This is a genomic window from Actinomyces sp. MRS3W (assembly GCF_032465695.1).
Taxonomy (GTDB): Bacteria; Actinomycetota; Actinomycetes; order Actinomycetales; family Actinomycetaceae; genus Actinomyces.
On sequence record NZ_JAWDJJ010000155.1, the window covers coordinates 1 to 25,222 of the forward strand.

General features: G+C 66.7%; 19 protein-coding genes. 6 read left to right on the top strand and 13 right to left on the bottom strand.

Annotated elements, in window-relative coordinates; genetic code table 11:
• From RWX45_RS05480 to RWX45_RS05490, 3 genes are all read right to left on the bottom strand, one after another.
• Positions 1-4,028: DEAD/DEAH box helicase (locus tag RWX45_RS05480; protein WP_316022757.1), on the bottom strand; the 4,028-nt coding region annotated here is incomplete at its 3' end.
• 133 nt (positions 4,029-4,161) lie between these two features.
• Positions 4,162-5,136, bottom strand: coding sequence for a hypothetical protein (locus RWX45_RS05485; RefSeq protein WP_316022758.1), 975 nt, complete (start codon positions 5,134-5,136; stop codon positions 4,162-4,164).
• A gap of 24 nt (positions 5,137-5,160) precedes the next feature.
• The gene (locus tag RWX45_RS05490) at positions 5,161-6,171 is read right to left on the bottom strand and encodes a hypothetical protein (protein WP_316022759.1); all 1,011 of its coding nucleotides are present in this window, start codon (positions 6,169-6,171) and stop codon (positions 5,161-5,163) included.
• Between the two features lie 177 nt (positions 6,172-6,348).
• Here RWX45_RS05490 and RWX45_RS05495 point away from each other — a divergent pair, with 177 nt between their 5' ends.
• The 3 genes from RWX45_RS05495 to RWX45_RS05505 all read left to right on the top strand — a co-directional run bounded on the left by RWX45_RS05495 (position 6,349) and on the right by RWX45_RS05505 (position 10,428).
• Positions 6,349-6,801: an Rrf2 family transcriptional regulator gene (locus RWX45_RS05495; protein WP_316022760.1), complete on the top strand. Its 453-nt coding sequence runs from the start codon at positions 6,349-6,351 to the stop codon at positions 6,799-6,801.
• Between the two features lie 690 nt (positions 6,802-7,491).
• The gene (locus RWX45_RS05500) at positions 7,492-7,698 is read left to right on the top strand and encodes a hypothetical protein (RefSeq protein WP_316022761.1); all 207 of its coding nucleotides are present in this window, start codon (positions 7,492-7,494) and stop codon (positions 7,696-7,698) included.
• 126 nt (positions 7,699-7,824) lie between these two features.
• Positions 7,825-10,428, top strand: coding sequence for an excinuclease ABC subunit UvrA (locus RWX45_RS05505; protein WP_316022762.1), 2,604 nt, complete (start codon positions 7,825-7,827; stop codon positions 10,426-10,428).
• 93 nt (positions 10,429-10,521) lie between these two features.
• Here RWX45_RS05505 and RWX45_RS05510 read toward each other — a convergent pair whose 3' ends face one another.
• The 4 genes from RWX45_RS05510 to RWX45_RS05525 all read right to left on the bottom strand — a co-directional run bounded on the left by RWX45_RS05510 (position 10,522) and on the right by RWX45_RS05525 (position 13,266).
• On the bottom strand, positions 10,522-10,746 hold the full coding sequence (locus tag RWX45_RS05510; RefSeq protein ID WP_316022763.1) for a hypothetical protein: 225 nt from the start codon (positions 10,744-10,746) through the stop codon (positions 10,522-10,524).
• A 69-nt stretch (positions 10,747-10,815) separates the two neighbouring features.
• On the bottom strand, positions 10,816-11,886 hold the full coding sequence (locus tag RWX45_RS05515; protein WP_316022764.1) for an MFS transporter: 1,071 nt from the start codon (positions 11,884-11,886) through the stop codon (positions 10,816-10,818).
• Between the two features lie 165 nt (positions 11,887-12,051).
• A complete protein-coding gene (locus RWX45_RS05520; RefSeq protein ID WP_316022765.1) occupies positions 12,052-12,276 on the bottom strand; it encodes a hypothetical protein in 225 nt (74 codons plus the stop codon).
• 30 nt (positions 12,277-12,306) lie between these two features.
• On the bottom strand, positions 12,307-13,266 hold the full coding sequence (locus tag RWX45_RS05525) for an SPFH domain-containing protein (protein WP_316022766.1): 960 nt from the start codon (positions 13,264-13,266) through the stop codon (positions 12,307-12,309).
• 288 nt (positions 13,267-13,554) lie between these two features.
• Between RWX45_RS05525 and RWX45_RS05530 the strand changes: the two genes are divergently transcribed.
• From RWX45_RS05530 to RWX45_RS05540, 3 genes are read left to right on the top strand one after another with little or no spacing between them, the layout of a single operon-like run.
• On the top strand, positions 13,555-14,943 hold the full coding sequence (locus RWX45_RS05530) for a replication-associated recombination protein A (RefSeq protein ID WP_316022767.1): 1,389 nt from the start codon (positions 13,555-13,557) through the stop codon (positions 14,941-14,943).
• A gap of 44 nt (positions 14,944-14,987) precedes the next feature.
• Complete coding sequence (locus tag RWX45_RS05535; protein ID WP_316022768.1) at positions 14,988-15,476, top strand: nucleotidyltransferase domain-containing protein; 489 nt, start codon at positions 14,988-14,990, stop codon at positions 15,474-15,476.
• Complete coding sequence (locus RWX45_RS05540) at positions 15,473-15,826, top strand: DUF86 domain-containing protein (RefSeq protein WP_316022769.1); 354 nt, start codon at positions 15,473-15,475, stop codon at positions 15,824-15,826. Before RWX45_RS05535 ends, RWX45_RS05540 begins: the two co-directional genes overlap by 4 nt.
• Positions 15,827-15,963: 137 nt before the next feature.
• Here RWX45_RS05540 and pulA read toward each other — a convergent pair whose 3' ends face one another.
• From pulA to RWX45_RS05570, 6 genes are all read right to left on the bottom strand, one after another.
• Positions 15,964-18,804 carry a pullulanase-type alpha-1,6-glucosidase gene (gene pulA, locus RWX45_RS05545; RefSeq protein WP_316022770.1) on the bottom strand — a complete coding sequence of 947 codons (2,841 nt, stop codon included), beginning with the start codon at positions 18,802-18,804 and terminating at the stop codon, positions 15,964-15,966.
• 486 nt (positions 18,805-19,290) lie between these two features.
• Entirely contained in the window at positions 19,291-20,490 is a 1,200-nt protein-coding gene (locus RWX45_RS05550) for a NosD domain-containing protein (RefSeq protein WP_316022771.1), read from the bottom strand.
• Between the two features lie 367 nt (positions 20,491-20,857).
• Complete coding sequence (locus RWX45_RS05555) at positions 20,858-21,994, bottom strand: LacI family DNA-binding transcriptional regulator (RefSeq protein ID WP_316022772.1); 1,137 nt, start codon at positions 21,992-21,994, stop codon at positions 20,858-20,860.
• Between the two features lie 72 nt (positions 21,995-22,066).
• On the bottom strand, positions 22,067-23,410 hold the full coding sequence (locus tag RWX45_RS05560; protein WP_316022773.1) for a NosD domain-containing protein: 1,344 nt from the start codon (positions 23,408-23,410) through the stop codon (positions 22,067-22,069).
• A 37-nt stretch (positions 23,411-23,447) separates the two neighbouring features.
• A complete protein-coding gene (locus tag RWX45_RS05565) occupies positions 23,448-24,287 on the bottom strand; it encodes a carbohydrate ABC transporter permease (RefSeq protein ID WP_316022774.1) in 840 nt (279 codons plus the stop codon).
• A complete protein-coding gene (locus RWX45_RS05570; RefSeq protein WP_316022775.1) occupies positions 24,287-25,192 on the bottom strand; it encodes a sugar ABC transporter permease in 906 nt (301 codons plus the stop codon). Before RWX45_RS05570 ends, RWX45_RS05565 begins: the two co-directional genes overlap by 1 nt.
• Between the last annotated feature and the right edge of the window lie 30 nt (positions 25,193-25,222).

Sequence of the window (25,222 nt, forward strand, 5' to 3'; positions counted from 1 at the left end):
CGGCGGACCGCATGAGCGCCGGGCCCGTGCCCGTCCCCGCCGACACCGGTGGCGCGGTCGTCTTCGCCGACGCGAGCCGCCGCACCGCGCGGCGACGTGCCGGAATCGCCCGCTGCGCCAGCGCCAACGATCCCGGCACGCTCCAGGACGAGCCGCTGGAAGGCGGCCTGGGGCACCGGCTCGACGGCAGCCCGCGCTTTGGCCAGCGAACGGTTACGCACTCGGGTGAAGACACCGGACGCCATCCACCGCGCCTCGTCCTGCCCACCCAGGCGCACAAGTTCGCCGTCGTCGCGCAGCTGCTCCAGGGCGGTGGCCGCCACGGACGCGCCCAGACCGAAGGCCTGCGCCACCTCGTGGACGGTGACCGCGGCATGTGTGCGGACGTGGCGCAGCACCAGCTCGTGCAGTGGTGGTCGCGACGCGAGGAGCGACTGTGTGGGCTCCCGCTCGCCTCGCCCGGCCCAGTCAGGCATATCGCTCCCCAGGGCGAGGTGCAGGGTGGGCCCGTCCTCCGCGCGCGCCCAGCAGGCACGCTCCCCCACGCGTACGGGGAATGCCCGCCGCGCCCGTTCCAGCGCCACGAGTCCCGCGCGCACAGCGGTGCTCCCGGCCTCGGCGTCTGCCCCGTCGTCGACGCTGCCATCCGAAACCGGCTCGCCCTCCGCCCGCCCGCCCCGCGGCATCCCGGCCGCGAACTCGCCCAGAGCCCGGTCCGACGTCGCCTCGGTTGGCGCGGCGTCGTCGACCCGGCAGCGGGCCGCCAGCTCCTTCACGGTCAGCGGCCCCAGTTCACGCAGCAGGTCGGCCACACCCTCGGCGTCGGCCCGCGCCCGCCGACCCTCCGCCAAGCGCTGCAGCTCGGCTTCCACCTGCGCCATCACCTCCGCGTCGAGCAGGTCGGCCCCGTCCGTTCGCCCCACAAGCTCGGCGACGGCGTCGGCGTCCAGGGCCAGCAGCTGCGCCTGCCGTTCGGCGTGCGGCAGGTCCTGCTGGTAGAGGAAGGCGCTGGTGTAGCCGAACAGCAGGGGCCCGGCGAAGGGGGAGGGCACCTGCGTGTCGGCCACGACGACGCGGGTGGCACCGGTGGTCAGACGCTCCATGAGGTCGCGCGCCGCGGGCAGGTCCCACACGTCCTGCAGGCATTCACGGGCCGCCTCCACCGACACCGGGAAACCGGGAAGACGCCGGGACGCCTCCAGGAGCTGACCGGCCTTGAGACGTTGAAGCCACAGGGGCGTGCGATGCCCGGGCCGCGATCCGGGCAGGAGCAGGGCGCGGGCGGCGCATTCGCGGAAGCGTGCGGCGAACACCGCGGTCTCCCCCACGCGTGCGCGCACCATCTGCTCAAGCTCGGCGGGGTCGAAGATGAACATCTCCGCCCCCGGCGGGCGCTCGGTGGCCGGAACCTGCAGCACCAGGCCGTCGTCGGCGGTGACGATCTGCGGATCGAAGCCCATGACCCGGTGCACGCGCTCCTTGATGGCCATGGCCCAGGGCTCGTGCACGCGCCGCCCCAGCGGACTGTGGACAATGAGCCGGAGGCCGCCGTCCTCATCCCGGCAGCGCTCGATGACTACGTTGGCGTCGCTGGGGACGACGCCGGTGGCACAGCGCTGCTCGCGCAGCAGGGACACCAGGTTGGCCTGGGCGCCCGCGTCCAGGCCGGCCCGCTCCAGGTGCGCGGTCAGCTCCGGCTGCGGCGGGTCACCGAAGCCGCCGTCGCCGAGCAGATCGGCCGCCTCGCGCAGAAAGGCGCCCTTGGCGGCACCGGTGGCGGCGGGGCGGCCGGCACCCTCCCCGCGCCAGAAGGGCAGGCGGGCGCTGCGGCCGGGGGCGGGGTCAACGACGACCCGATCGGCACCGATTTCCCGGATGCGCCAGCTCGAGGTGCCCAGGGTGATGACGTCACCGACGCTGGACTCATTGACCATCTCCTCATCCAGCTCCCCCACGCGCCGCCGCCCGGCGGTGGTGTCGCCGTCGGGCAGCACCACGGGGAAGAGGCCGCGGTCGGGGATGGTGCCGGCGGAGGCGACGGCGAGCCGCTGGGCGCCGGGGCGGGCGGTGAGAGCGCCGGTGTCACGGTCCCAGACGATCCGCGGGGCGAGGTCGGTGAGGTCGGCGGAGGTGTAGCCGCCGGCGAGCAGCCCCAGCACGGAGTCGAAGGCGGAGCGGGGCAGGTCGGCGTAGGGGGTGGCGCGAGTGACGGTGGCGTACCAGTCGTCGGCGGTGCGGTCCTCGACGGCGATGGCGGCGACGGTCTGCTGGGCGAGCACGTCGAGCGCATTGGGGACCAGGGCGGTGCGTTCGATGGCGCCGGTGCGCATGCCCTCGGCGACGACGACGGCGTCCACCAACTGGTGGCGCTCAATGGGGTAGATGATCCCCTGGGGGCGGCCGCCGACCCGGTGGTTGGCGCGGCCCACGCGCTGCAGGCCGCTGGCCACCGACGGCGGTGGGGCCACCTGCAGCACCAGGTCGATGGAGCCCATATCGATGCCGAGCTCGAGGGAGGCGGTGGCCACCACGCAGCGCAGCGCGCCGGATTTCAGCTCCTGCTCGACCACGCGGCGCTGCTCCTTGGAAACCGAGCCGTGGTGGGCCTTGGCGATGACGGGTGTCCCCGGCGCCGGGGCGTCGGCGTAGTGGGCGTCCCCCATTGCCCAGGATTCGCGGTGCATGGGGTAGGCGGGCTCGGCCGCGGCGTCGGTTGTGGGGCCGCTTCCGGCGCCGCCAATGTCTGCATCAGCGTCGTTGTCGACGTCGCCACCGGCGTCAGCATGCGCGAGGCGGGCGGCGTAGGCCTCGTTGAGGCGGGCGGTCAGGCGCTCGCACAGGCCACGGGAGTTGACGAAGACGACGGTGGTGCGGTGGGCGAGCACCTGTTCCAGGACCGCGTGCTCAATGTGCGGCCAGATGGAGGCGGTCATGCGAGTGGGAACCTCCGGCGGCGCCCCGCCGGCCATGGCGGCCCGCAGGGTCCGGTCGCTGCGCCAGACCTGTCGGCCGCTCCTGCCGCCGGCGGCGGTCGCGCCGTCCGGGCGACTGCCGCTGGCCCGTGCCGAACCGCTCCGACCCGCGCCCGCTCCTGCTGCTCCTGCCCCTCGGCCCTTGCCCCCACGGCCGGGCGCACCCCGCAGGGCACGCTCGTGGCGGTCGAGCGTAGCCGGGACGCGGGCCATGTCCGCCACAGGCACGGCGACGCTCACCTCGGGGGCGGTACGGGCGTCGTCGGGCGCAATGATGGTGACGGGATGGGGGCCACCGAGGAAGCGGGCGATCTCCTCGGGCGGGCGGACCGTCGCGGACAGGCCGATGCGTTGGGCGGGGCGGGGCAATAGGTCGTCCAGCCGCTCCAGTGAGAGGGCCAGGTGGGTGCCGCGCTTCTGCCCGGCGAAGGAGTGGATCTCGTCGACGATGACGGTCTCCACGGTGCGCAGCGTCTCGCGCGCCGCGGAGGTGAGCATGAGGTAGAGCGACTCGGGGGTGGTGATGAGGATGTCGGGCGGGCGGGTGCGCAGGCGGCGGCGCTCGGCCGGGGTGGTGTCGCCGGTGCGCATGCCCACCGTGATGGGTGCGGGCGGCTGGCCGAGCGCGTCGGCGGCGGCGATGATTCCGGCCAGGGGACGACGCAGGTTGCGCTCGACGTCGGCGCCCAGGGCCTTGAGCGGGGAGATGTACAAGACCCGCACGCCGCGGGCGGCGGAGTTGTCGGGCACCGTCTCGCCGCCGCGGGGCGCCGCGTCGCTGCGGGGCGCCGTCTCGCCGCCGCGTCGCGCCCGCCTCCGCCGTCGTGCCCCGGCCGCTGGGGCCACCTCCGGCGGGCGACGGGTGAGGGTGTCAATGGCGGACAAGAAGGCGGCCAGGGTTTTACCCGAGCCGGTGGGGGCGATGACCAGGGCGTTCTCGCCGCGGCCGATCGTCTCCCAGGCGCGGCGCTGCACGGGTGTCGGCCCGGCGGGGAAGGCCGCATTGAACCAGGCGCGGGTGGCGGGCGCGAAGGCGGCGGGCATGAGCTCAGACATCGGCGGCTTCTGCGTAACGGTGGGATCGGCCGTCGTCGGCGGGGCGGCAGCCGGAGCAAGACCCCCTCATGCTAGCGAGTGGGTGAGCGGCCGGCAGCGCCTCGAGTATGCCAGGGCCGGTGACCGGCAGATGTCAGGCGTTCATGGCCGCGCGCACGGCGGCGAGTGCCTCGGTCACCCCCGAGTCGATCGCGGCAGAGCGGGAGGCGATCTGCGGGGGAACGAACAGCTGGCCAAGGTTGATCGTGACATATCGGGCCGACGGCTCCGCCGCCACGAGTTCCATGAGCGGCGCCTTGATGAGCTGGTTGCGCGGACCAATGCCGAGCTCGAGGACGGCCAGACGCGAGTTCGCCGCCCTTCCCTGCGCGCCCGTGTGCGCTGCGAGGAAGCGGCCGAGGGCCTCACGGCCGGCGGCATCGGGGATGAACGGCTCATTGAGGACCGTCTGCATCGCCATCGAACCGCCACAGCGCGGGCAGGTGGGTACAAGCTCGCGCGGCACGCGCCCGTTCTGCTCCGCCGCGGCCAGGGCGGTCAGCACGTCCCCGGACGGGTAGAGAGTGTCGTGGCATCCGGTCGCGCACTGCATCCGCCGCCAGGAGCCCTCTAATTCATAGACTTGGTCGTCGGCAAATCCCGCCAACTCGAAGTGGCCTTCGGCGTTGGTGGTGAGCACGAAGGCTGGTCGCTGCCCGACGATGGCGCGCAGGTCCTGCATGACCGGTGTGGCGGTGTAGCCGAGCATGTAGTGCCCGGTCAGACGCCCCCAGAAGCCCCAATACTCCTCCGGCGTCGGCCAGGGGAACGCACAGGCTTGCAGGATGTTTCCAATGCCGTAGGGGCGAGCAATGTCCCCCAGCACCTCCTCGAAGGCGTCGTTATGGGCGAACAGGTGCAGTCCCTCGGCTATGGACAGGCCATTGGAGGCCCCGAGCAGGACGGCGTCGGCTTGGGAGAGGTAGTGGGCCGCGGTGGCAACCGCCTCTGGATCCGGTTGACGCCGCGGCGCGGCCCCGGCCCAGCCCGCTGGCATCGCGGCGGTTGCCGGAGCGGATGGGGCCGCCGGGTTGGACTGCGTGAGAGGCGAGCCCTCGTTTGCAACCATGAGACTGTTCTCCTTCTCGCGATGTCAGGCGGGTACGCCGACGGCCGGGTCGGTGGTCGGCGCGAATGCGGGGTGGGCTGCGGCGAAACCCCAGCGGCCGGTGATGATGTCGGCGGGAGTGTCCGCAGGTTCCTGGCCGGTGAGAATGCGCCGCGCTCCACCGATGACGGCGGCGGCGTCGGCGACGATTGCGTCGCCGCGCTCCCCCAGAGCCGCCGGAATGCGAGCGTGACGCGGGTTGAGGGTGAGATAGCGGGACCGGGGCAGCTGGTAGGTGAGGTTCCAGAACGGTTCCTGGATGAACATCGGCGTCATGCGCCCGACCCCTACCTCGAGGAACAGCAGGCGCTCGTTCTGGTGGGCAGCGATGAACTCGTTGACCTTGCGGTACTCGTCGGCGTACTTGGCGCCTTCGAGGAAGACAGGCGAGCGCACCCACGGTTCCATCTCGGCACCGCAGCGCGGGCAGCGGGGAATCAGATCCTCCGGACACTCCAGGTTCTGATCGAGTGCTTCAACGATGAGACGGGAGGGCTCGACGGCGTCGTACAGCCCGTCGTGGCAGGGGCGACTGCACTGGAAGAAGCGCCAGTCACCCTGGATCGCACTGATCCGTTCTGCCGGTACAACATGCTCGAACTGGGTGTCCTGGTTGGTGGTGAGCGCGTGGTAGGTGCGGCCCTCGACAATGGCGCCAAGGTCGAGGTAGGGGGCGCCCGTCGGGGCGTCGACAACGGTCATGACGATGCGCGCTATGAATGCCCAGCGCTCACGGTGGTTGGCGTATCGGTGATAGAGGCCGTCAAAGCTCGAGTTGTAGCCGTGCTTGGCCTGCAGGTCTCCGAAGTGTGCGAGGAAACCAGCATCGGCGTCGTAGTAGTGGCGGAATCCGGCCGCGGCGGACAGGCCGGAGGCGGCGCCGATCAGGATCGCGTCGGCGCGCTGGATTGCCTCAGCGAGGTGGCGGGCTCCGTTCCCATCGGGGTCAGCCAGTCCAGGGTTGTCGTTTTCCAGGCTATAGCTGCGAAAACTCATGGGTCCTCCTGTAGGCGTGGACATCATTCTTGGCTGTAACTTTCTAAATTACAGCCTAGCCGGTAAGCTGAACCTGTCAAGTGAGGCGTTCGCCGCAGTGGCCCGGCCCATGCGCTGCCCCGCGGCGCCGTCGTCTACACCGCCCCATAGCTCGTTGCGATTGCCGAGGAGATTCGGATGAAGCACTCCACCCGCTTAGCCGACGCCGTCCACGTGCTGATCTATATCCACCTCGACCCGCGCGGCGATCTGCGCTCCACCGCGATTGCCACATCCCTGGCCACCAATCCGGCCGCCGTGCGCCAGATCATGACGCGACTGCGCCGCGCCAGCCTGCTCACCTCGGTTCCCGGACATGCCCGCCCAGCGCTCGCTCAGCCTCCCGAGGCGATTACCCTGCTGGACGTCTATCGCGCCATGGACGGCACCGCGCCGCTACTCCACCTGGACACCCACACCAATCCGCACTGCGGTGCGGGCGTCAACATCCAGCTCGCCCTCCAGGAACACTACGACCGCATCCAAGAGGCGGCCGAGGCGCAGATGCAGCGCATCACCATCGCGCAGATTGTGGCGGACTACCGCCAGCGCACAGCCGGTCTCACCCTGGAAGTCCCGCCGCTGCCTTAAGACACGGGGCGCTCCGCATGCGTGCCGCAGATGGCCCGCCTAGATGCGGCCGCACACTTCAGCCAGTGCGGACAGGCTCCGGGCGGTGCGGGCAGGCTCCGGGCGGTGCGGGCGGTGCGGGTGTCGGCGCCGGTGCGGATGCCGGTGGCCGTCCCCTCTCACCGAAACCGGCACTTGTAACGTGCCCAAACCGGCACTTGTAACGTACCGAGACCGGCACTAATGACGTGCCCAGACCGGTCGATGTGGTTGTGGCGGCCGGCGTGCGTCGACACTGAGGGCGCGGGCTCGGGTCGTCGTGCGCCGGCACGCCCGGCCGGGACGCCGATGAGCGGGACGCCAACGGCTGGGCCGTCGGTGACGGGGGCAGGGTCTTCCGTATCGGGGTCGAGTACGACCCTTTGCGCCCGAAACCCCCGCACAGAACCGAGGCCTCAGGTCACAAGGGTCATACTCGCCCACCACCCGCCAGCACACACCCGGCCGGCCCCACCGCAGGCCCCAGCAGTGACTGCCACACCGCATCAAGAACAACCAACAAGCACCCACACAGACAGTCGACGCTCCGGGTGCCACGATCGTCGAGCCGCAGCAGCACCCGCCTCGTCATATCGACCGGTTTCGGCACGTTACAAGTGCCGGTTTCGGTACGTCATTAGTGCCGGTTTCGGTGACAAGAGGGGCCGGACGGTGCCGGGCACCGGCGTCGACACCCACGACAGCACCGACGTCGACACCAGCACCGCTATCAACACCAGCACCGCTATCAACACCAGCACCGCTATCAACACCAGCACCAATATCTGCATCGGCACCGCTCGCCAACGTGCCTGCCGCACGACTACGAAGACGATTTACGACCCCGGGGTACGTTTCACGACCCCGGGGTGGTCGTGAAACGTACCCCAAGGTCGGAAAACGCAGGAGCACCCCCGGTGGCACGAGAAGAGCGCCGCCAACGCGCACGGGAGCCCGTGCCGTCGTGAATCTATTCGTGTCGGTAGCACCGCCTAGGCTGAGCCCATGCCTCTATCTGATGCCCCCACCGCCATTTCCGTGCGCGGCGCCCGCGTGCACAACCTCAAGAACCTCGACGTCGAAGTACCGCTCGGGAAGCTGGTGACGGTGGCGGGCGTGTCCGGGTCGGGCAAATCCTCCCTGGCCCTGGGGGTGCTCTACGCCGAGGGCGCCCGCCGCTATCTGGAGTCGCTGTCCACCTACACGCGCCGGCGCCTGACCCAGGCGGCCCGACCCGACGTCGACGAGGTCCTCCACGTCCCCGCCGCGCTCGCCCTGCACCAGCGTCCACCCGTGCCGGGCGTGCGCTCCACCTTCGGCACCTCCACCGAGATCCTCAACTCGCTGCGCCTGGCCTACTCGCGCCTGGGCTCACACTGCTGCCCGAACGGTCACCCCAACGCGCCCAGCACCGACGTCGCCCTCGAGATCCCCACCGTCTGCACCACCTGCGGCGTCGAGTTCTACGGTCCGGGCGCCGAGATGATGGCCTTCAACTCCGAAGGCGCCTGCCCCCGCTGCGAGGGCACGGGCGTCGTGCGCACCGTGGATGAAGCATCCCTGGTGCCCGACGAGTCGCTGTCCATCGATGAGGGCGCCGTCGCCCCCTGGCAGAACCTCATGTGGTCGCTCATGAAGGACGTGGCCCGCGAGATGGGCGTGCGCACCGATGTCCCCTTCCGCGAGCTGACCGAGCAGGAGCGGGAGATCGTGTTTCACGGCCCCGCCGAGAAGAAGCACATCCTCTACGTCAATGACAAGACCGGCGTGGCCGCGGAGATGGACTTCACCTACTACAGCGCGGTGTACACCGTGGAGAACGCGCTGTCCAAGGTGAAGGACGAGCGCGGCATGAAGCGGGTGGAGAAGTTCCTGCACGAGGCCGTCTGCCCGGACTGCAACGGCTCCCGCCTGTCCGCGGCGGTGCGCTCCACGAAGGTGCGCGGCATCGGCCTGGATGAGGCGTGCCGGCTCCCGCTTGGAGAGCTGGTGGAGTGGGTGGCCGGCATTCCGGACACCATGCCCGGCGAGCTGGTCGCCATGGCCCACCAGATCGTCGACGAACTCACCGTCACCGCCCGCCGCCTGCTCGACCTGGGCCTGGACTACCTCAGCCTGGACCGGGCCGCGTCCACCCTGTCCACCGGCGAACGCCAGCGCGTCCAGTTGGCGCGGGCCGTCCGCAACCGCACCACCGGGGTGCTCTACGTGCTCGACGAGCCGAGCATCGGCCTGCACCCCGCCAACCTCGACGGTCTGATCGGCGTCGTGCGCGACCTGCTGGCCGACGGCAACTCGGTGCTGGTGGTGGATCACGACGTGGCGCTGCTGCGGCAGGCGGACTGGCTGCTCGAGATCGGCCCCGGCTCGGGCCGCGAGGGCGGCGAGATCGTGGTGAGCGCACCGGTGGCGCAGGCGGTGACGGACCCGGCCAGCCGGATCGCCCCGTTCATCACCGGCCAGGCGGAGGTCGGCTGCCGCGAGCGCGCCGAGACGGAGGAGGTCTTCACCCACGGCGCGATCCGCCTGGAAACCGCACCCATCCACACGGTGCATGCCCTCGACGTCGCCATCCCCGAGCAGCGGCTCACCGCCATCACCGGCGTGTCCGGCTCCGGTAAGACGACGCTCGTCCTGGAGTCCCTCGTCCCCGCCCTGCGCGCACTGGCCGACGACGCACCCCTGCCCGCCCCGGCCACCTCGATCGAGACCGCGGAGGCGAACCGGGTGGTCGTCGTCGACGCCTCCCCGATCGGCACGAACGTCCGTTCGACCGTTGCCACCTACTCCGGGGCGATGGACGAGCTGCGGCGCGTCTACGGCCGGCTCCCGCAGGCCCGCGAGGCCGGGCTCAAGGCCGGCGACTTCTCCTACAACACCGGCTCGCTGCGCTGCGAACACTGCGACGGCACCGGCCAGATCGTCCTGGACGTGCAGTTCCTGCCCGACGTCGAGATTGTCTGCCCGCAGTGCGGCGGCTCCCGCTACGGCGAGCGGGCCCGCGAGATCCGCCGCATACCCCGGGGCGGTGGCGACGACGACGCCCTGTCGCTGCCCGACCTGCTCGCCCTCACGGTGGAGCAGGCGGCCGAGGCCTGCGCCGACCTACCCGCCGTGCACCGGCGCCTGCAGCTACTCGTCGAGCTCGGCTTGGGCTACCTCACCCTCGGTGAGACGACGACGGCGCTGTCGGGCGGTGAGGCGCAGCGGCTGAAGCTGTCCGCCGACCTCGGTCGCGACCAGCACGGCACGGTGTTCGTGCTCGACGAGCCGAGCATCGGCCTGCACCCGCTCGATGTGCGCGTGCTGCTGGGCGTGCTCGACCGGCTCGTGGAGCGCGGGGCGAGCGTCGTGGTCATCGAGCATGACCTGGACATGATCGCCAACGCCGACTGGGTCATCGATATGGGCCCGGGCGGCGGCGAGGCCGGCGGCCGCGTCGTCGCCGCGGGCACCCCCGCCCAACTCGTCGCCGACGTTGAGGAGCACAAGCACCCGGGCAGTAGCACCGGTGTCGGCAGCAGCGGCACCGACGGCATCGGTAGCGGGGCCACCAGCGTCACCGCCCGTTATCTGGCCGCCCACCTTCACCGAAACCGGCACACGTGACGCGCCCGGGCCGGTCGCATCACGCAGCTCGGCATCATCGCAGCGAGCCCGGAGGCCGCGCGGCGATTCCGAGTGCCTGGTGGGCTGACCTGCCTAGGCCGGGTCGGCGCTGCCACGCAAAACCTCGGGCGGGATGCGCTGGCCGGTGGTGGCACGGCGGATCGGCGTCATCGCTACAAGGCCGATACTCAATGCGGACGCGGCGAAGGCGACGATGGTCAGGAACGCCCCGCGGGACCCCATCGCGTCAACCAGTCGTCCGGCAATGAGGTTACTGGTTGCCTGCCCGACCACCCACATGGCGCCGGCGAGTGTCATGCCCTCGGTAAACCGCGAAGCGGGCGTCATCTCCATGATCAGCTGGTTGAGATTGACGATCGTCGGCGCCTACGCCAGCCCCGCAACGAACATGACGATGGCCGCCGCAGGCAGCGTGTGCACCAGCAGCAGCGCCGAGCACCCCAAGGCGAGCGCCCCAAGTCCTACGTAGAACCGGATCCACAACGGGGAGGCCCAGATGCGGGCCCCGTAGGCGAGCGCTGAGATCATGGACGCAGCCGAGAAGCAGGCGATAACCGTGCCGGCCCGTCCCGGTTGCCCGAGTTCGTCCGCCAAGGACACGATGGCGATGCTCGTGGTCGACTGGAAGGCCCCGTAGCAGATGTTGACGGCGAAGAGACTGACCAGCGCCCGCGACAACAGCGGCTCTTTCGCCGCGACAGGGGCAGCGGCACCCGCGGGAGCGGCCGCAGCAGGAACGGGTGCGTCACTGGCCGCGGTGGCAGCAGCACCGGGGGCAGCGTCGTCCGCGCGCTCGGCGGGCCGGCCGGCCAGACCGCGGCGCGAACCGCGAGGCTTCGGCTGGATGGCCACATCCATGACGAAGGAGCACACACCGATCAGCACGAATAGCACGGCCGCGGCCATGGGGGCGAGCAGGGCCACGCTCGTGGCCAGGACCGTGGCTAGTGGATTGCCGACCATCCACATCATTTCCTCGAGGATGCTGGTCAGCGACAGCATGGACCCCAGCCGCCAGGGCTGGTCCGCCAGGGCGTAGCGCCAGCGCGCCCGCATCATGGAGTTGCAGGGACAGTTGATCCCGAGCATGACCGCGCACCCGACGACAACCCAGGCCGGTGCATGAAAGTGCAGCGCCGCACTCATGGCGCTAATGGAGGTGATCCAGAATATCGCGATGGGTACTCCGGCGCGTTTTTGCCCGTAGATGTCGATGAGACGTCCGATGGTGGGGCCAGCGACAGCCGAGACCACGGCCATCACAGCGGAAACGGTTCCTGCCAAGGTGTAGGAGCCGTAGCCGTCGCGGATACCGATGAGCAGCCCCATTCCCAGAAAGGGGTAGGGGAACTCACCCAGCACGCCGAAGGCAACCGAGCGGGCGATGTGCGGGGTGCGAAGAAGAGAGGCGTAAACGCCCAGTCCCTTGTCGGGCATGGCAGTCCTGAAGGGTATGGATGATCTGACCGGGAGACAGTACGCCTTTTTGTTTCACCGCTCAATCATTGCGGTTTTCGCTCTTCTCCCGAACGTGTACCACCCCGAATCCCCAGGGCGCGCGCCCCCTGTCCTCTCGGGCACGCGTCACCCGGACCTCGAGGCTCACCCGGCATCGCCCTCGCCGTCGTCGCCTTCCTTCCGGGGCCGGCCCCTGCCCCGCATGGGGGCGGCCTTGACGCCCCGGCCGGCGTCGTCGAGTGCGCGGCGCAGGATGATTTCGATCTGCGCATTGACCGAGCGCAGGTCGTCGGCGGCCCACTTGGCGATGGCCGCGTGGACCGCCGGGTCCAGCCGAAGCAGAACCTGCTTGCGCCCGCCGCCCGTCATCGGCACTCTCCGTATCCGAGCCGGTGAGCCTCAGGCGTACAGAGAGCCGGTGTTGACGACGGGCTGCGTGCGCTGGTCGGAGCACAGCACCACCAGCAGGTTGGAGACCATCTGGGCGCGGCGCTCGTCGTCCATGGAGACGATGTCATTGTCTTCTAGGCGCTTGAGCGCCTGGTCCACCATGGTGACGGCGCCCTCGACGATCTGTTCCCGGGCGGCGATGACGGCTCCGGCCTGCTGCCGCTGGAGCATCGCCTGGGCGATCTCCGGGGCGTAGGCGAGCGAGGAGATGCGCACCTCGATGATCTCCAGCCCGGCGATCGCCACCCGGGCGGCGACCTCCTCCGCGAGCTCGGCGGAGACCAGGTCGGTGCCGCCGCGCAGGGAGGTCTCGCCGGGGCCGGGCTCGTCGTAGGGGTGGGTGGTGGCCACGTGCCGCAGCGCCGACTCCGCCTGCGCCTTGATGAACTCCTCGTACTCCTCAACGGCGAAGACCGCACGGGCCGTGTCGGCCACCTGCCAGACGACGATGGCGGCGATCTCGACGGGGTTGCCGTCCAGGTCGTTGACCTTGATTTCGTTGGTCTCGAAGTTGTGGACCTTGATGGATACCTTCTTGCCGGATGACAGCGGCGGCACGAGCGCTAGGCCGGCGCGGCGCACGGTGCCGATGTACCGGCCGAAGAACTGGCGCACGCTGGTCTGACCGGGGGCGACGATGGTGAAGGAGGTGCATAGCACGATCGCCAGCAGAATCCCCACGCAGCCCGCGACTATGAGCGGAGCACCAGCAGGCTCGCCCCGGTCCGCAGCAATGGCACCCATGATGAACATGGCGAGGGAGGCACCGAAGAGCGCCAGGAGTAGGAGCAGCACCAGGAAGGCGATGCCGGACCCCTTGCAGGCGGCAGGCCGCTCCTCGATATCAACCCTGCCCTTGACGGCAGAGGGCTCCTGCTGAGCGGCAGGGATGCGGGGCGTCGCGGACATATTGACCTCCGATTCGAGCCGCCGCAGCGGAGGCGAGTGCCTCCCGACTCCCGCGACGGCTAGCAATATGATATCTATTTTTTCGCCGCAGGCAAGCGGGCCGCCCTCACGGGACAAACGAGCCGCTCTCGCCCCTCAGAAATGCCCCCGCCACGCGCGCACCCGTAACGGCAGATACGAGCCGACTCGGACCCTGCCCCCGCGGACCTGGCACCGCCGGGTCGCCACCCGGGCGTTGCCGCCACGGTGGATGTGCCCAGCATCGGGCTGGCCCCGTAGCCTGGTGCCATGAGCCCGCAGGACGCGCCTTCACTGTTCGACGCCGCGGCCGACGCCGGCGGCCCGATCGTCGACGATCCCTCGCGCCCACTAGCGGACCGGCTGCGGCCCCGCTCGCTGGACGACGTCGTCGGCCAGGACCACCTACTGGCCGCGGACGCCCCGCTGGGGCGGATGGTGGCCGCCGGACGCCTCACCTCGATCATCCTGTGGGGCCCGCCCGGCTGCGGGAAGACGACCATCGCCCGCCTGCTCGCCGACCGCACGGGGCTGATCTTCGAGCAGGTCTCCGCCACCTTCTCCGGCGTGGCCGACCTGCGCAAGGTCTTCGCCGCCGCCTCGCGGCGCCGCGAGGTCGGCCAGGGCACGCTGCTGTTCGTCGACGAGATCCACCGGTTCAACCGCGCTCAGCAGGACTCCTTCCTGCCCTACGTGGAGGACGGCACCGTGGTGCTCATCGGGGCGACCACCGAAAACCCCAGCTTCGAACTCAACGGGGCATTGCTGTCCCGCTGCCAGGTGCTGGTGCTGCACCGGCTCGACGACGACGCCCTGGCCGAGCTGCTCGCCCGCGCCGAGGCGTTGGTCGGGCGCACGCTGCCGCTGGCCGACAACGCCCGCCGCGCACTCCTGGCCATGGCCGACGGCGACGGTCGCTACCTGTTGGGCATGGTCGAGCAGGTGCTGGGCTACTTAGATTCCACTGCCTCCACCGTCTCCGCCACGACGACACCCACCGACATCGACGAGGAAGCGCTCACGGCGATCGTGACCTCTCGGGCACCCCTGTATGACAAGTCCTCCGAGGAGCACTACAACCTCATCTCCGCGCTGCACAAGTCGATGCGCGGTTCCGACCCGGACGCCGCCCTGTACTGGCTGGCGCGCATGCTCGCCGGCGGGGAGGACCCGCTGTACATCGCGCGCCGACTGGTGCGCTTCGCCTCCGAAGATGTTGGTATGGCCGACCCCGGCGCCCTGCAGATGACTCTGGCAGCGTGGGATACCTACGAGCGGCTGGGGTCCCCGGAGGGTGAGCTCGCCATTGCGCAGGCGGTGGTGTACCTGGCGACTGCGCCGAAGTCGATCGCCGTCTATCGCGGGCTGGGTCGGGCGATGAAGTTGGCACGGCGCACCGGCTCACTCATGCCGCCGGCGCATATTCTCAACGCGCCCACCCGGCTTATGCAGGAGCTCGGCTACGGCGAGGGCTACCAGTACGATCCGGACACCCCCGAGGGCTTCTCCGGCGCCGATTACATGCCGGAGGGACTGCCCCCGCGCGAGCAGCGCGAGCGCCTTTACGAGCCCACCGATCACGGCCATGAGCGCCGTATCCGCGAGCGCCTGGCCTACTGGGAGGGCCTGCGCGCCAAGCTTCGCGCCAGCGACGACTGAAGAGGTAGAGGAACCATCACCCAGTCTCGTATATCATTTGCTATATGGCGGCAAAGCCAGCTGATGTTCTGGACCTCAAGGCGATCGCGCAAGAAGCCGACAAGACCGTACGCGAGGCCCGTACCCGTCTTGTCTCCGCTGTGCGCACAGCTCACCAGGAGGGCATGACGCAGGCCGAGATCGCCGACCGTATCGGTCGTTCTCAGCCTGAGGTGTCACGCCTCCTCCGTTTTCATGGCACGACTCCGCTTGCACGCCGCTTACGCGCAAGCCGGAGCGAAGTCATCAAGCGTGTCAAAGAAGCCGGGGGCTCCCACATCAGGGTCTTCGGATCGGTTGCCACCGGCACAGAGCACGAAGGCTCGGACATCGACTTGCTCTTTCGCATGAACCGCCCCATGAGCCTCATGGATCTGGCACGGCTCGAAGCGGACCTTGAGAACATCCTGGGGGTAGAAGTCGACATCGTCCCCGACTCCGCCCTAGCCCCGTATATGCGCGAACGGGTACTCCAAGAGGCGATCCCCCTATGACTCCAACCAGCCGTACGCCGTTCGAAATCATTGACGAAGCGCTCCACCACCTCGAACTCGCGCAGGTCTATGCGCAGCACGATCTCACCGACCCGATGACGCTCGATGCGATATCGCTTCGACTAGCAGCTGGTATTGAGGCACTCGGCTCGCTCCCACCCCGTCTTCGCGATCAGGCGAGCCGAGGCGAATGGTCTGTTCTCAGAGGAATGCGTAATCGCATCGCACACGGCTACCTGGAGGTTGACCCCACCATCGTGGTCGAAACCGCTCGACGCGACCTGCCGGTGCTCATCGAGTCTCTGCACTCCCTGCGCCAGCATCTCGGCGAGAACGACGCCGTCGAGTGACCGACCGCCGTCATTAGTGCCGGTTTCGACACGTTACAAGTGCCGGTTTCGACACGTCATTAGTGCCGGTTTCGGCGAGGAGGGGCGGTGAGGACAGCGGAGCTCAGCCGCTGCCCTCAGCGTTCGTACAGCTGTCCTCAGCGCTCGTACAGCACGGCGACCGTCCGCCCCGGCACCGTAATGCTGCCAGTGCCGGCGTCGAAGCGGGTGGTCTTGACGATCGGGTCGGCGCCCTCGGCCTGCACGTCGCTCAGCACGAAATAGCGGTCCACCAGCGCGTCCACCCGCTGCTCCACGGCCCAGGGCGAAGGATTGATGGCCACGAGCAGCCCGTCGAGGTCCGGATCGATGTCGCTGTCTCCGGCGCCGTCGTCGACCAGCATGATGATCAGGCCGGGGGCGGCGTGGTCGGCGGTCGGGAAGGACACGCGCTCACGAATGAGCGCGGCCGAGCCCAGGGAGAACAGGGGCGTGCTGCGGCGCAGGCGCAGCAGGTCGAGCGCCTGCTCGCGGGCGATGGCGATGTCCTCCGTGGTCGGGCGCAGATCCTCGCGCATGAGAATCCCGGCCTGCACCACCCAGGTGTCGAAGTTGCGGCCGGCAGGCGGCAGGCCACGGCCCCAGCCGTTGTCGCACCCACTCCAGTCGATGGCGTTGAAGTGGTCGCCGGAGTCGTAGGAGTCGGTATCCAGGGACTTGCTGCGCAGCAACTCCGTGCCGGCCGCCCAGAAGCAGGGCGACTGTCCGAGGGTCACCATTGCCAGGCACAGCGTGTTCATGCGGATGCGCTCGGCCATGGGGGTGCCGGGGGGCAGCTTGTAGGCGAGGCGGTCGAAGAGGGTCTCGTCATCGTGGACGTCGACGTAGTTGATGGAGTCGGTGGGCGCGAGCCCGTACGCGGCGGCCTCGTCGCCGTAGCGGACTTCCTCGCCCCGAATCCAGTGCCCGTCCGCGGTGGGCAGTTCGAAGTCGCGCAGGTTCCCGGCCAGGGCCAGGCGAACCAGGTCGGCGCGCCAGGCCAGGTCGGCGCGCTTGGTCTCCTCGGAGCGGTCGTCGTAGCCGTTGGGGTCGGTCAGCTCACCGTTGCCCAGGCCCTGAGGAACTCGGGGGTCGGTGTCCTTCCCCCGCCCGTGCACGGCGTCGCGGACGCGGTCGTTGAAGGCGCCGATACCGAGCGCGCCAACCTGCCCCTGGGTGGCCTGAGTGAACAGGGCGTTGTTGGCGACCTCCCCCATGTTCCAGCCCTCGCCGTACAGGTAGATGGGGTGGCCGACGGCGTCGTCCGCCACCTGGTCCAGGGCGTTCTGAAGCCGCTCCATGGTTTCCAGAGAGTGGTAGCCCATGAGGTCGAAGCGGAAGCCGTCCACGCGGTAGTCGACCACCCAGGACACGCACGCGTCGATCATGAGCCGCTCCGCCATGCGGTGCTCGGTGGCCACGTTGTTGCAGCAGGTGGACATCTCCACGTTCCCGGCGGCGTCGAGACGGTGGTAGTAGCCGGGCACGATGCGGTCGAGCACGCTGTGGGGGTCCTGTCCGGAGGCGCCGGTGTGGTTGAAGACCTGATCCAGGACCACCTGCAGCCCCATCCCGTGGATGGCGCCGACCATCTCCCGGAATTCGTGCACCCGCGCTCCGCCGTCCTGGCGGCCCGCGCGCGCATAGGAGCCCTCGGGAGTCATCCAGTGCCAGGGGTCATAACCCCAGTTGTAGGCGTCCTCATCGCTGACCGCGGCAACGGCGGCCTGTGGGCGCCGGGAGGCCGGTGAGGTGTGCTCGGGGATGCGCGGGGTGCGCTGCGCGGCGCGGTCCTCCGGGACCGAGCAGAAGTCGAAGGTGGGCAACAGGTGGAGGGTGTCGATGCCGGCGGCGGCCAGCTGCCGCAGGTGCCGGGTGCCCGCAGAGGGCAGGGTGAAGGCGGCGTAGGTGCCGCGCAGCTCCTCGGGCACGGAGGCGTCGGCGACGGAGAAGTCGCGCACGTGCAGCTCGTAGATGGCGCGGGCCGCGTCGCAGCCGACGACGGGGCTGAGGTTCTCCCGCCAGGTTGACGGCTTGAGTGCCCGCTGGCTCAGGTCGACGACGACGCTCCTGCGGGAGTCCACGGTCAACGCCCGCGAGTAGGGGTCGGTGACGAGGTTCGTCTCGATTTCTCCCGTGGCGGGGACATAGACGCGCACCTCCCACAGGTACTGGGAGCCGGCGTCAATGCCTGCGGCGGTGGCGACGTCGGCGCTCACCTCCCAGCGGCCGTCCCAGGTTTCGACGTCGGATCGGTCTGCGCTCACGCGGATGGGGTCGCCGTCGACCAGCGGAACCGAGCCGGTGGGGTCGCCGGTCGGCCAGGCCAGCAGGGAGACGTCGACGGCGGTGGGCGCCCACAGTGCGAAGCTGGGCGCGCCGTCGGGCCCAACGACGGCGCCGAGCGGGGCCGAGCCGTCCCGGGCGGCGGCGTCGGCGTATAGGCGGTCCAGCAGCGGCCAGGTCTGCACGCCGGTGAAGGCGGTGATCCAGCCGCCCGTGGAGGCGGCGGTGCGCTGGACGACCGCTAGCTGACCGGCAAGCAGCAGGGTGATGTCCTCGCGCTCGACGCGTCGGCTGCCGAACTCGTCCTCCAGGGACAAGGCCAGGTAGCCGCGCAGGGCGGGGTGGGCGGTCATGGCCTCTTCGCCGAGGAGGTCCTCCAGCGTGCCGTGAATGCACAGGGGGATCTCTTCACTGTCCGGGCCGGGGTCGAGAATGCCGTCAACTATGCGGGCGCCGCCCTTGGGGGCGGCGACGAGGCCGAAGATCACGGGCGAGTGCGCCGGCGTTCCAATTGGTGGGCGGACCCGCAACGCCTCCACGTCCACCATTGCCGGCAGCAGGTCGGTAGGCCAGGCGAGGGTGGTCTCGTCCACCCAGTAAGCGCGGCTCTCACCGACCCCCGGCAGTTCGTAACGTACCGGAGCGTCGTGATGCACCGGAGCGGTGATAGCCATAGGGAGACCTTCCTGCCGTGACGCGCCGAGTCTAGCCCGACACCTCAGGAAACAAGCAAACTGTCATGACACCGCGTTGCGCTCTTGGCATTGGGAGTCCCCGGCATCGCGCGCGGCATCCCCTGCGGCCCATTCGGTCGGCCCCGGCAACCCGGCGGGCTGCGAGGGCGCGTCTACTACGCCAGTTCACCGTACCGTACGCCGGTTAGGGGTCTGTTGAAGGCCTCTGAGGCCTTCAACAGACCGCCAAGTGGCGTAGCAAACCGCTAACCGGCGTAGTAGACCGGCAAGTGGCGTAGTAGACGACGCCGCACACCCACCGTCACCACAGACGTACACGAGGGGCGGCACCCAGGAACCGAAACTCCCGGACGCCGCCCCTTATGCACGCGACTCAGGCCCGCCGCCGCAACAGCATGCCCGCAGACCTTCTAACACCCCCTCGGTTCGGTACAGCAGACCGGCGCCAGAAGTGCCCGACACGTCCTACGGCGTCGCTCTGAACCCGTAGCTATCCGAGTCACTATGGAATTGATCCTCCGCGCCCGAGTCGAAGACATGCGAGTTGGTAGTGTCAGCGTCGAGATATACCGTGTAGACCCCCAAATTAGAGATCACATGGTTCGCTCCCACCAAGTTCTGATCGCCCCGTTTGATACGGAAGATCGTCGGAGTCACACCCGCAGGTTGAACCTGATCAGACGGTATAATAAGTGTGACATGGTTCGAGGTGATCGTATTGCCATCGCCATTGACTTGCACAACCCCAAAATCATCCCCCAGGCCATTGCCAACACCGATGAACGGAGCAAAACCTTCAACCTGACGTTCGAACATGTTGGACGAAATGAGGTTTTCCTTACACGTACCTTCAAGTGTCACCATGCCGGGATAAAATGAATGCATCCGGTTCGACGAAATATTCGTCCGATAGCAGTCCCGCAAATGCACAGAGTCAATGCCGCGCGGGAAGATATTGTTTCCGGTAACGAGTAGTCCATTATGGTTCTCGGCTAGCAGTGAATACCCATTTGGCCCCGCGCCGATGTGGTTATCAGACACGCGCGTCGCCTGACCCGCACCAAGCAGCTCAATTCCATTCCCACACTCCGTTAGGAAGTTCCCCGATACATCCAACGCGTCAGCGCCTCGCACCACCACTGCATGCTCAAGGTATACCATACCCATGTCCCGTATACGGCAGGCATCGTTGTCACTCTCGATCAAGATCCCAGTCTTCCCGTTGATGTAGGAATTTTGATCGCCGTCGAAAGAAGTTCCATCAAGGCAGAAATTCTCGAGAACCACGGCACCGATACGAGGCGACCCGTCTCGCAAAACGAGGATTGCTTCGTTTTGGCCGTCCGTATTCTCGACCTTGATATGACTAGAACCCGGATTGATCTCATGCCACCCGGAAGTATCATCCGTATTATAGCGAATGGATAGCGAAGAAAACCCATGCCCCGATCCGCGAATCGTCAGGTTACTTATGTCAATCACGACCCGCGTCTTGAGGGAATAGTCACCTGGTGGAATATAGATGACAGCACCGGGCTTAGCCGCCTGGTCAGTCTGACGCGCCTTGATATCCTTGATCATAGCGTTAATCACCGCACCAATGTCCTCATATACGTTGAGCGGCTTACCGCGCGGCTTCCAGTTCGTCACATCGTAAACGTTCATGAATACAATCCTCTCAGTGTGAATGTGTAGCTACTGTTAGTATCTCAGTGTGAATGTGTAGCTACTGTTAGTACTCACAAGAGACCGACCAAAGGCCGGGTACTCTTACGGCTGTTCTGGTTGGAAGCGCTGAACGCACTCGTTTCACCCCCGACAACCGGCGCTGCGAACACCGGTGCGCGTGTTGCGTCCCCAATCGACGCTATCGCGGCGAGAGCTGCGCCGGCACGCAGAGCCGCCCGTCTCGTCAGATGAGTTTGTATTGACACTGTTCCTCCTGCTGGCTCGGAGTGGATAAACTTTCGTCAGTTGTTCGGTATATCGATTTCGGGGTCCAACTCTGCATGATGTTGCATCCGACGGTTCGTCATTGCCTCAGTCCAATACGAGCCTTGGAGACGGATTCACGCCGCACCAGCGGGCACGGCAGCACAGCCGAGTCAGGAGCGTCGTCTTGAACTTCGTTGTTGAGCATCGCTACCAGCCGGTCCATCGCCCATCGCCCCATCTCGTAGTGAGGCAAAGCGACGGTTGTTAGCGATGGGAACAGGCCCTCGGCGACAATCTCCTGGTTATCGAATCCGATGATTGATACATCGTCTGGTATCCGTAAGCCCAGTTCCGCGGCGGCGCGGTAGGCCCCCATGGCCATGCGGTCGTTGTAGCAGAACAGGGCGGTCGGTCGTGGACTGAAGCTGAGAGCCTCTCGGGCTGCCTCGTAGCCACCCGGTGTTTCAGAGGGCCGAGCGACAACGATCGAATCGTCGAAGGAGATTCCAGCTTCCTCCAGGCTCTCGCGATAACCGGCAAGACGTCCGTGCGTGGCCGGGACATCATCGGTGTTGTTGAGGAATGCGATACGCCGATGCCCATAGCTGAGCAGCTCCTGCATCGCGACCCGGGCACCTGACGCTTCATCAGGAACGACCCACGGCACGCGGCCTGACACCTCCTCGGCGTCAACGAGGACAGTGGGGACATCGGCAAGGCGCTTGGGCACCTCAACCACACGGTGGTACATCGTCGCATACAGCACGCCATCGACGTCCTGACGGAGCAGGGCATCAGCATCATGCTCTACCGCAGAAGCCGACTGAGTGGTGTTGATAAGCACCACTGTCAGCCCAGCTTCTCGCGCCGCCTCCTGCGCCCCCAGGATGATGCGCCCCGCATGCGGTGTGGTTGCGATACCTTCGCTGAGCAGGCCGATCATCTCTGAACGCTGGATGCGCAAGCCACGCGCCATCCGGTTGGGGCCGTACCCGAGCCGGTCCGCAGTCGCGCGAACGCGCTCGCGCGTTTCTTCACTCGCCCGCGCATAGGGCACTTTATTGAGAATATGGGACACGGTGGTCACCGAGACTCCCGCCTCCCGCGCGACATCCCGGATGCCCACGGCCTTCCGACGAGCCATGTGCCGCACCTCCTTCGGGTCGTAACAACAATTGAGTACTCTCCCGCGTTCATCGACTCGCCGACTACGAACGTGAGCGTACTCACACATGGTGCGGGTGGTACTACTGGGGCGGCAACAACCGGTGCTCGCACAGGCCCAATCATCACCGCCCCAGCACACCTATCCCGCACCGATTCCAGGAGTCGCCCTGAAAGCGTTGAGTTCCGCGTCCAGGACAACCTGCGCCTTCGTACCGGAGTCGAGAACCGTGTTGTGCGAAGCGCCCGCATCGACCAAAACCGTCGTGACGTCCAGATGATCAGCACTGTCTGTTGCCAGCAGGGCACCGACCTGGGCCTCGAACGCTGAACTACCCGAGCCAACTCTCGCATCATGTGCGACCACATGGTTAGACGCGACGTAGTTCCCGCTGCCACTTACAATCCGCACCGCGACGATGCCAATCTCCTCCCGTTGTCGAGCCACAGAGTCCACTGCGAGAGAGAAGTGATTAGCAATCGCCGAGTTGTCGTGACCTTCGATTCGCAGCAGGCCGTACTGATCGTCCAGATCATTCCCAACTTCGAAAAATGGCGCCCAGGGCTCTTGATCCCGGAGCAAGTGGTTGGCCGCAACCAGGTTCTCCGAGCTATTCGCGTTCAGAAGCACCATGCCCGGATAAAACGCGTGTAAGCGGTTCCCGATCACGCTGGATCGCGTCACACCGCTGAGATGCACACTGCTCTCACCCCTGGGGAACACATTATTGGCAGACACAAGCAGCCCACCATGGTTCTCCGCGTAGATCGAGTGCCCGGCAGGTCCGGCGCCGATCAGATTATCGGTAACCTTCGAAGCCTGCCCCCAATCTAATAGCTCGATACAGCTACCACATTCCGCGATGAAGTTGTCATGTACCGACAGGGCGTCCGCTTTCCGAACCGTCAGCGCATGTTCAAGGTAAACCAGCCCCATCTCCGACACCCGGAACGAGTCGTTTGCATCCTCAACGTAAATCCCAGTCTTCCCGTTGACGTAGGAATTTTCGGGGTTCACCGCCTTTCCATCCGACTTGAAGTGCAGGCCGTCGATACAGAATCCGTTAAACTCGACTGAGCTAATACGCGGACTACCCTGACGAGCAACCCGGATAGCAGCCCCCTCGGATTGCTCAGCGCCCTCCGGCGCATCGAGATCCACCAGAATACGGCTCCCGCCAGGCCACAGCTCATGCAGGTCACCCCACTCGTCACGGGGAACATTGAAGCGGATACTAGACGAGGTGAATCCGTGTCCGGCACCCTGGATCCTCAAGAAGCTGACATCAATCAAGATCTGCGTGCGTAAACGGTAGTCACCTGGCGGAAGTACGATAATGGCACCGGGCTTGCCGCCATCGTTAACGTCAGACTGCGGTTGACGTTCCTTAATATCACCGATGATGCTGTTTATCACCGCACCAACATCATCGTAGGGATCACCGTGGGGCCATGCCGTCACGTCGTAACAGGTGCTGGCGCTCATAGCGTGTCGATCCATTAGGGTCATTGCTCCTTACCGATCAGCCCTTAACGGCACCCATGGTCATTCCCGCCACGATATGCCGCTGGAGGAACAGCGTCAGCACGATGACCGGAAGCGAGTACAACACTGCAAGCGCAGTCATCGCACCCCAGTCCAGACCGAACTGCGTCTGGAAGTTCGCGATGACAATCGGCGTCGTCTGAGAGCGGAACGCTGTCAACAGGAGCGAGAACATGAACTCGTTCCAGGAAGCCAGGAACGCGAAGATCGCCGTCACAGCGATACCGCCGGCCGTGACTGGAAGCACTACTCTCCACAGCGCACCCAGGCGACTTGCCCCATCGATCTTCGCCGCTTCCTCAAGCTCAACCGGCACCGACTCGAAGAAACTCGACATCAGCCATACCGACAGCGGCAGCGCGATCGTCACGTGAGCCAACGACAGAGCGAACGTCGTGTCGTAGATGCCTATCGATTGGAAAATCTGCACCATGGGTACACCTACCGCAACTGGCGGGACCATGCGCATGACCAGGGCCATGACGATGAATATCTGTCCGTACTTCGTGCGATAGCGCGTTACTGCGTATGCCGCCGGGATAGCGAGCACTAGCGCTATGACCGTGCTCAGAACAGCCGTCATCAATCCATTGATAAACGATGCGAGCACACCATCGCGAGACAGTGCTGTCGCGTAATTCTCGAGCGTCCAATGCGTAGGAAGAATTCGCGGAGGAACCGCAATCGTCTCCAGCGGCGCCTTGAACGAAGTCAACAGCATGTAGATGAACGGGAAGGCGTAAACCAGCACCGTGATGATCATGACGATCCACAGCAGAACCCTGGTGGGTCCCCTTCTAACTTCAAGCCCGCTCATTAGTTCTCCTCCCCTCCTGGACGCCAAATGGTGAGAACAGCTATCGAAGCAACCACCATCATGGCAATGAGATAGATAGTACCCATCGCACTGGCGAGCCCGGGATCTCCGAATCTAACCATCGTGCGATAGATCAGCATGGACATGACTTCGGTGCTGTTTTGAGGCCCACCGTTAGTCTGAATCAAAATGACGTCGAATGCCCTAGCGGCGTCAATACCACGGATGATAAGTGCAACCGCAATCACGGGACGCAACAACGGAATGATGATTCTAAACAGGATCGTCAGGTTCCGAGCTCCGTCGATACGGGCGGCCTCAATGACATCGCCGGGTATGTTCTGCAGGCCCGCGAACAGAACCAGCGTCATGAACGACGTGGTCAGCCAGATGTCGGGGATAGCAACCGCGAACAGCGCAATCTTCGGATCACTGAGCCACGCGATGTCACCAGGAGACTGCAGAATCCCGAACCTGGTCAACAGCTCGTTGACTATACCGAAGTTGTCGATGAGCAGGAACCGCCAGAGCAGACCGGCTACCACCGGTGCGATCATCAACGGATACAGGAAGATTGTCCTGAATACACGTGAGGCATTGCCCAGAAGGGCGAACATGAGTGCCGCCGCCAGACCAAAGCAGAACTCAAAGAAGACGACGATGATGGTGTACACGACCGTTCGCCATGCGGAATTTCCGAATCCCGACGAGGTGAAGGCTGTCACGTAGTTCTGCAGTCCGGCGAACGAACGTTCACCTGCGGCAAGGTCAATGTCAAAGAACGAGTCCCAGACGAAGGAGACGAGCGGCCAAGCGACGAATACGGCGAGGAACACTGTCGCCGGCACCATCAGAAGGGTAGCGAACTGGCGGTCGGTGAGACCGGCCCGCCGTTTAGGAGACAAGTTACGCGATTTGCCCGACCGCGCAGGTCG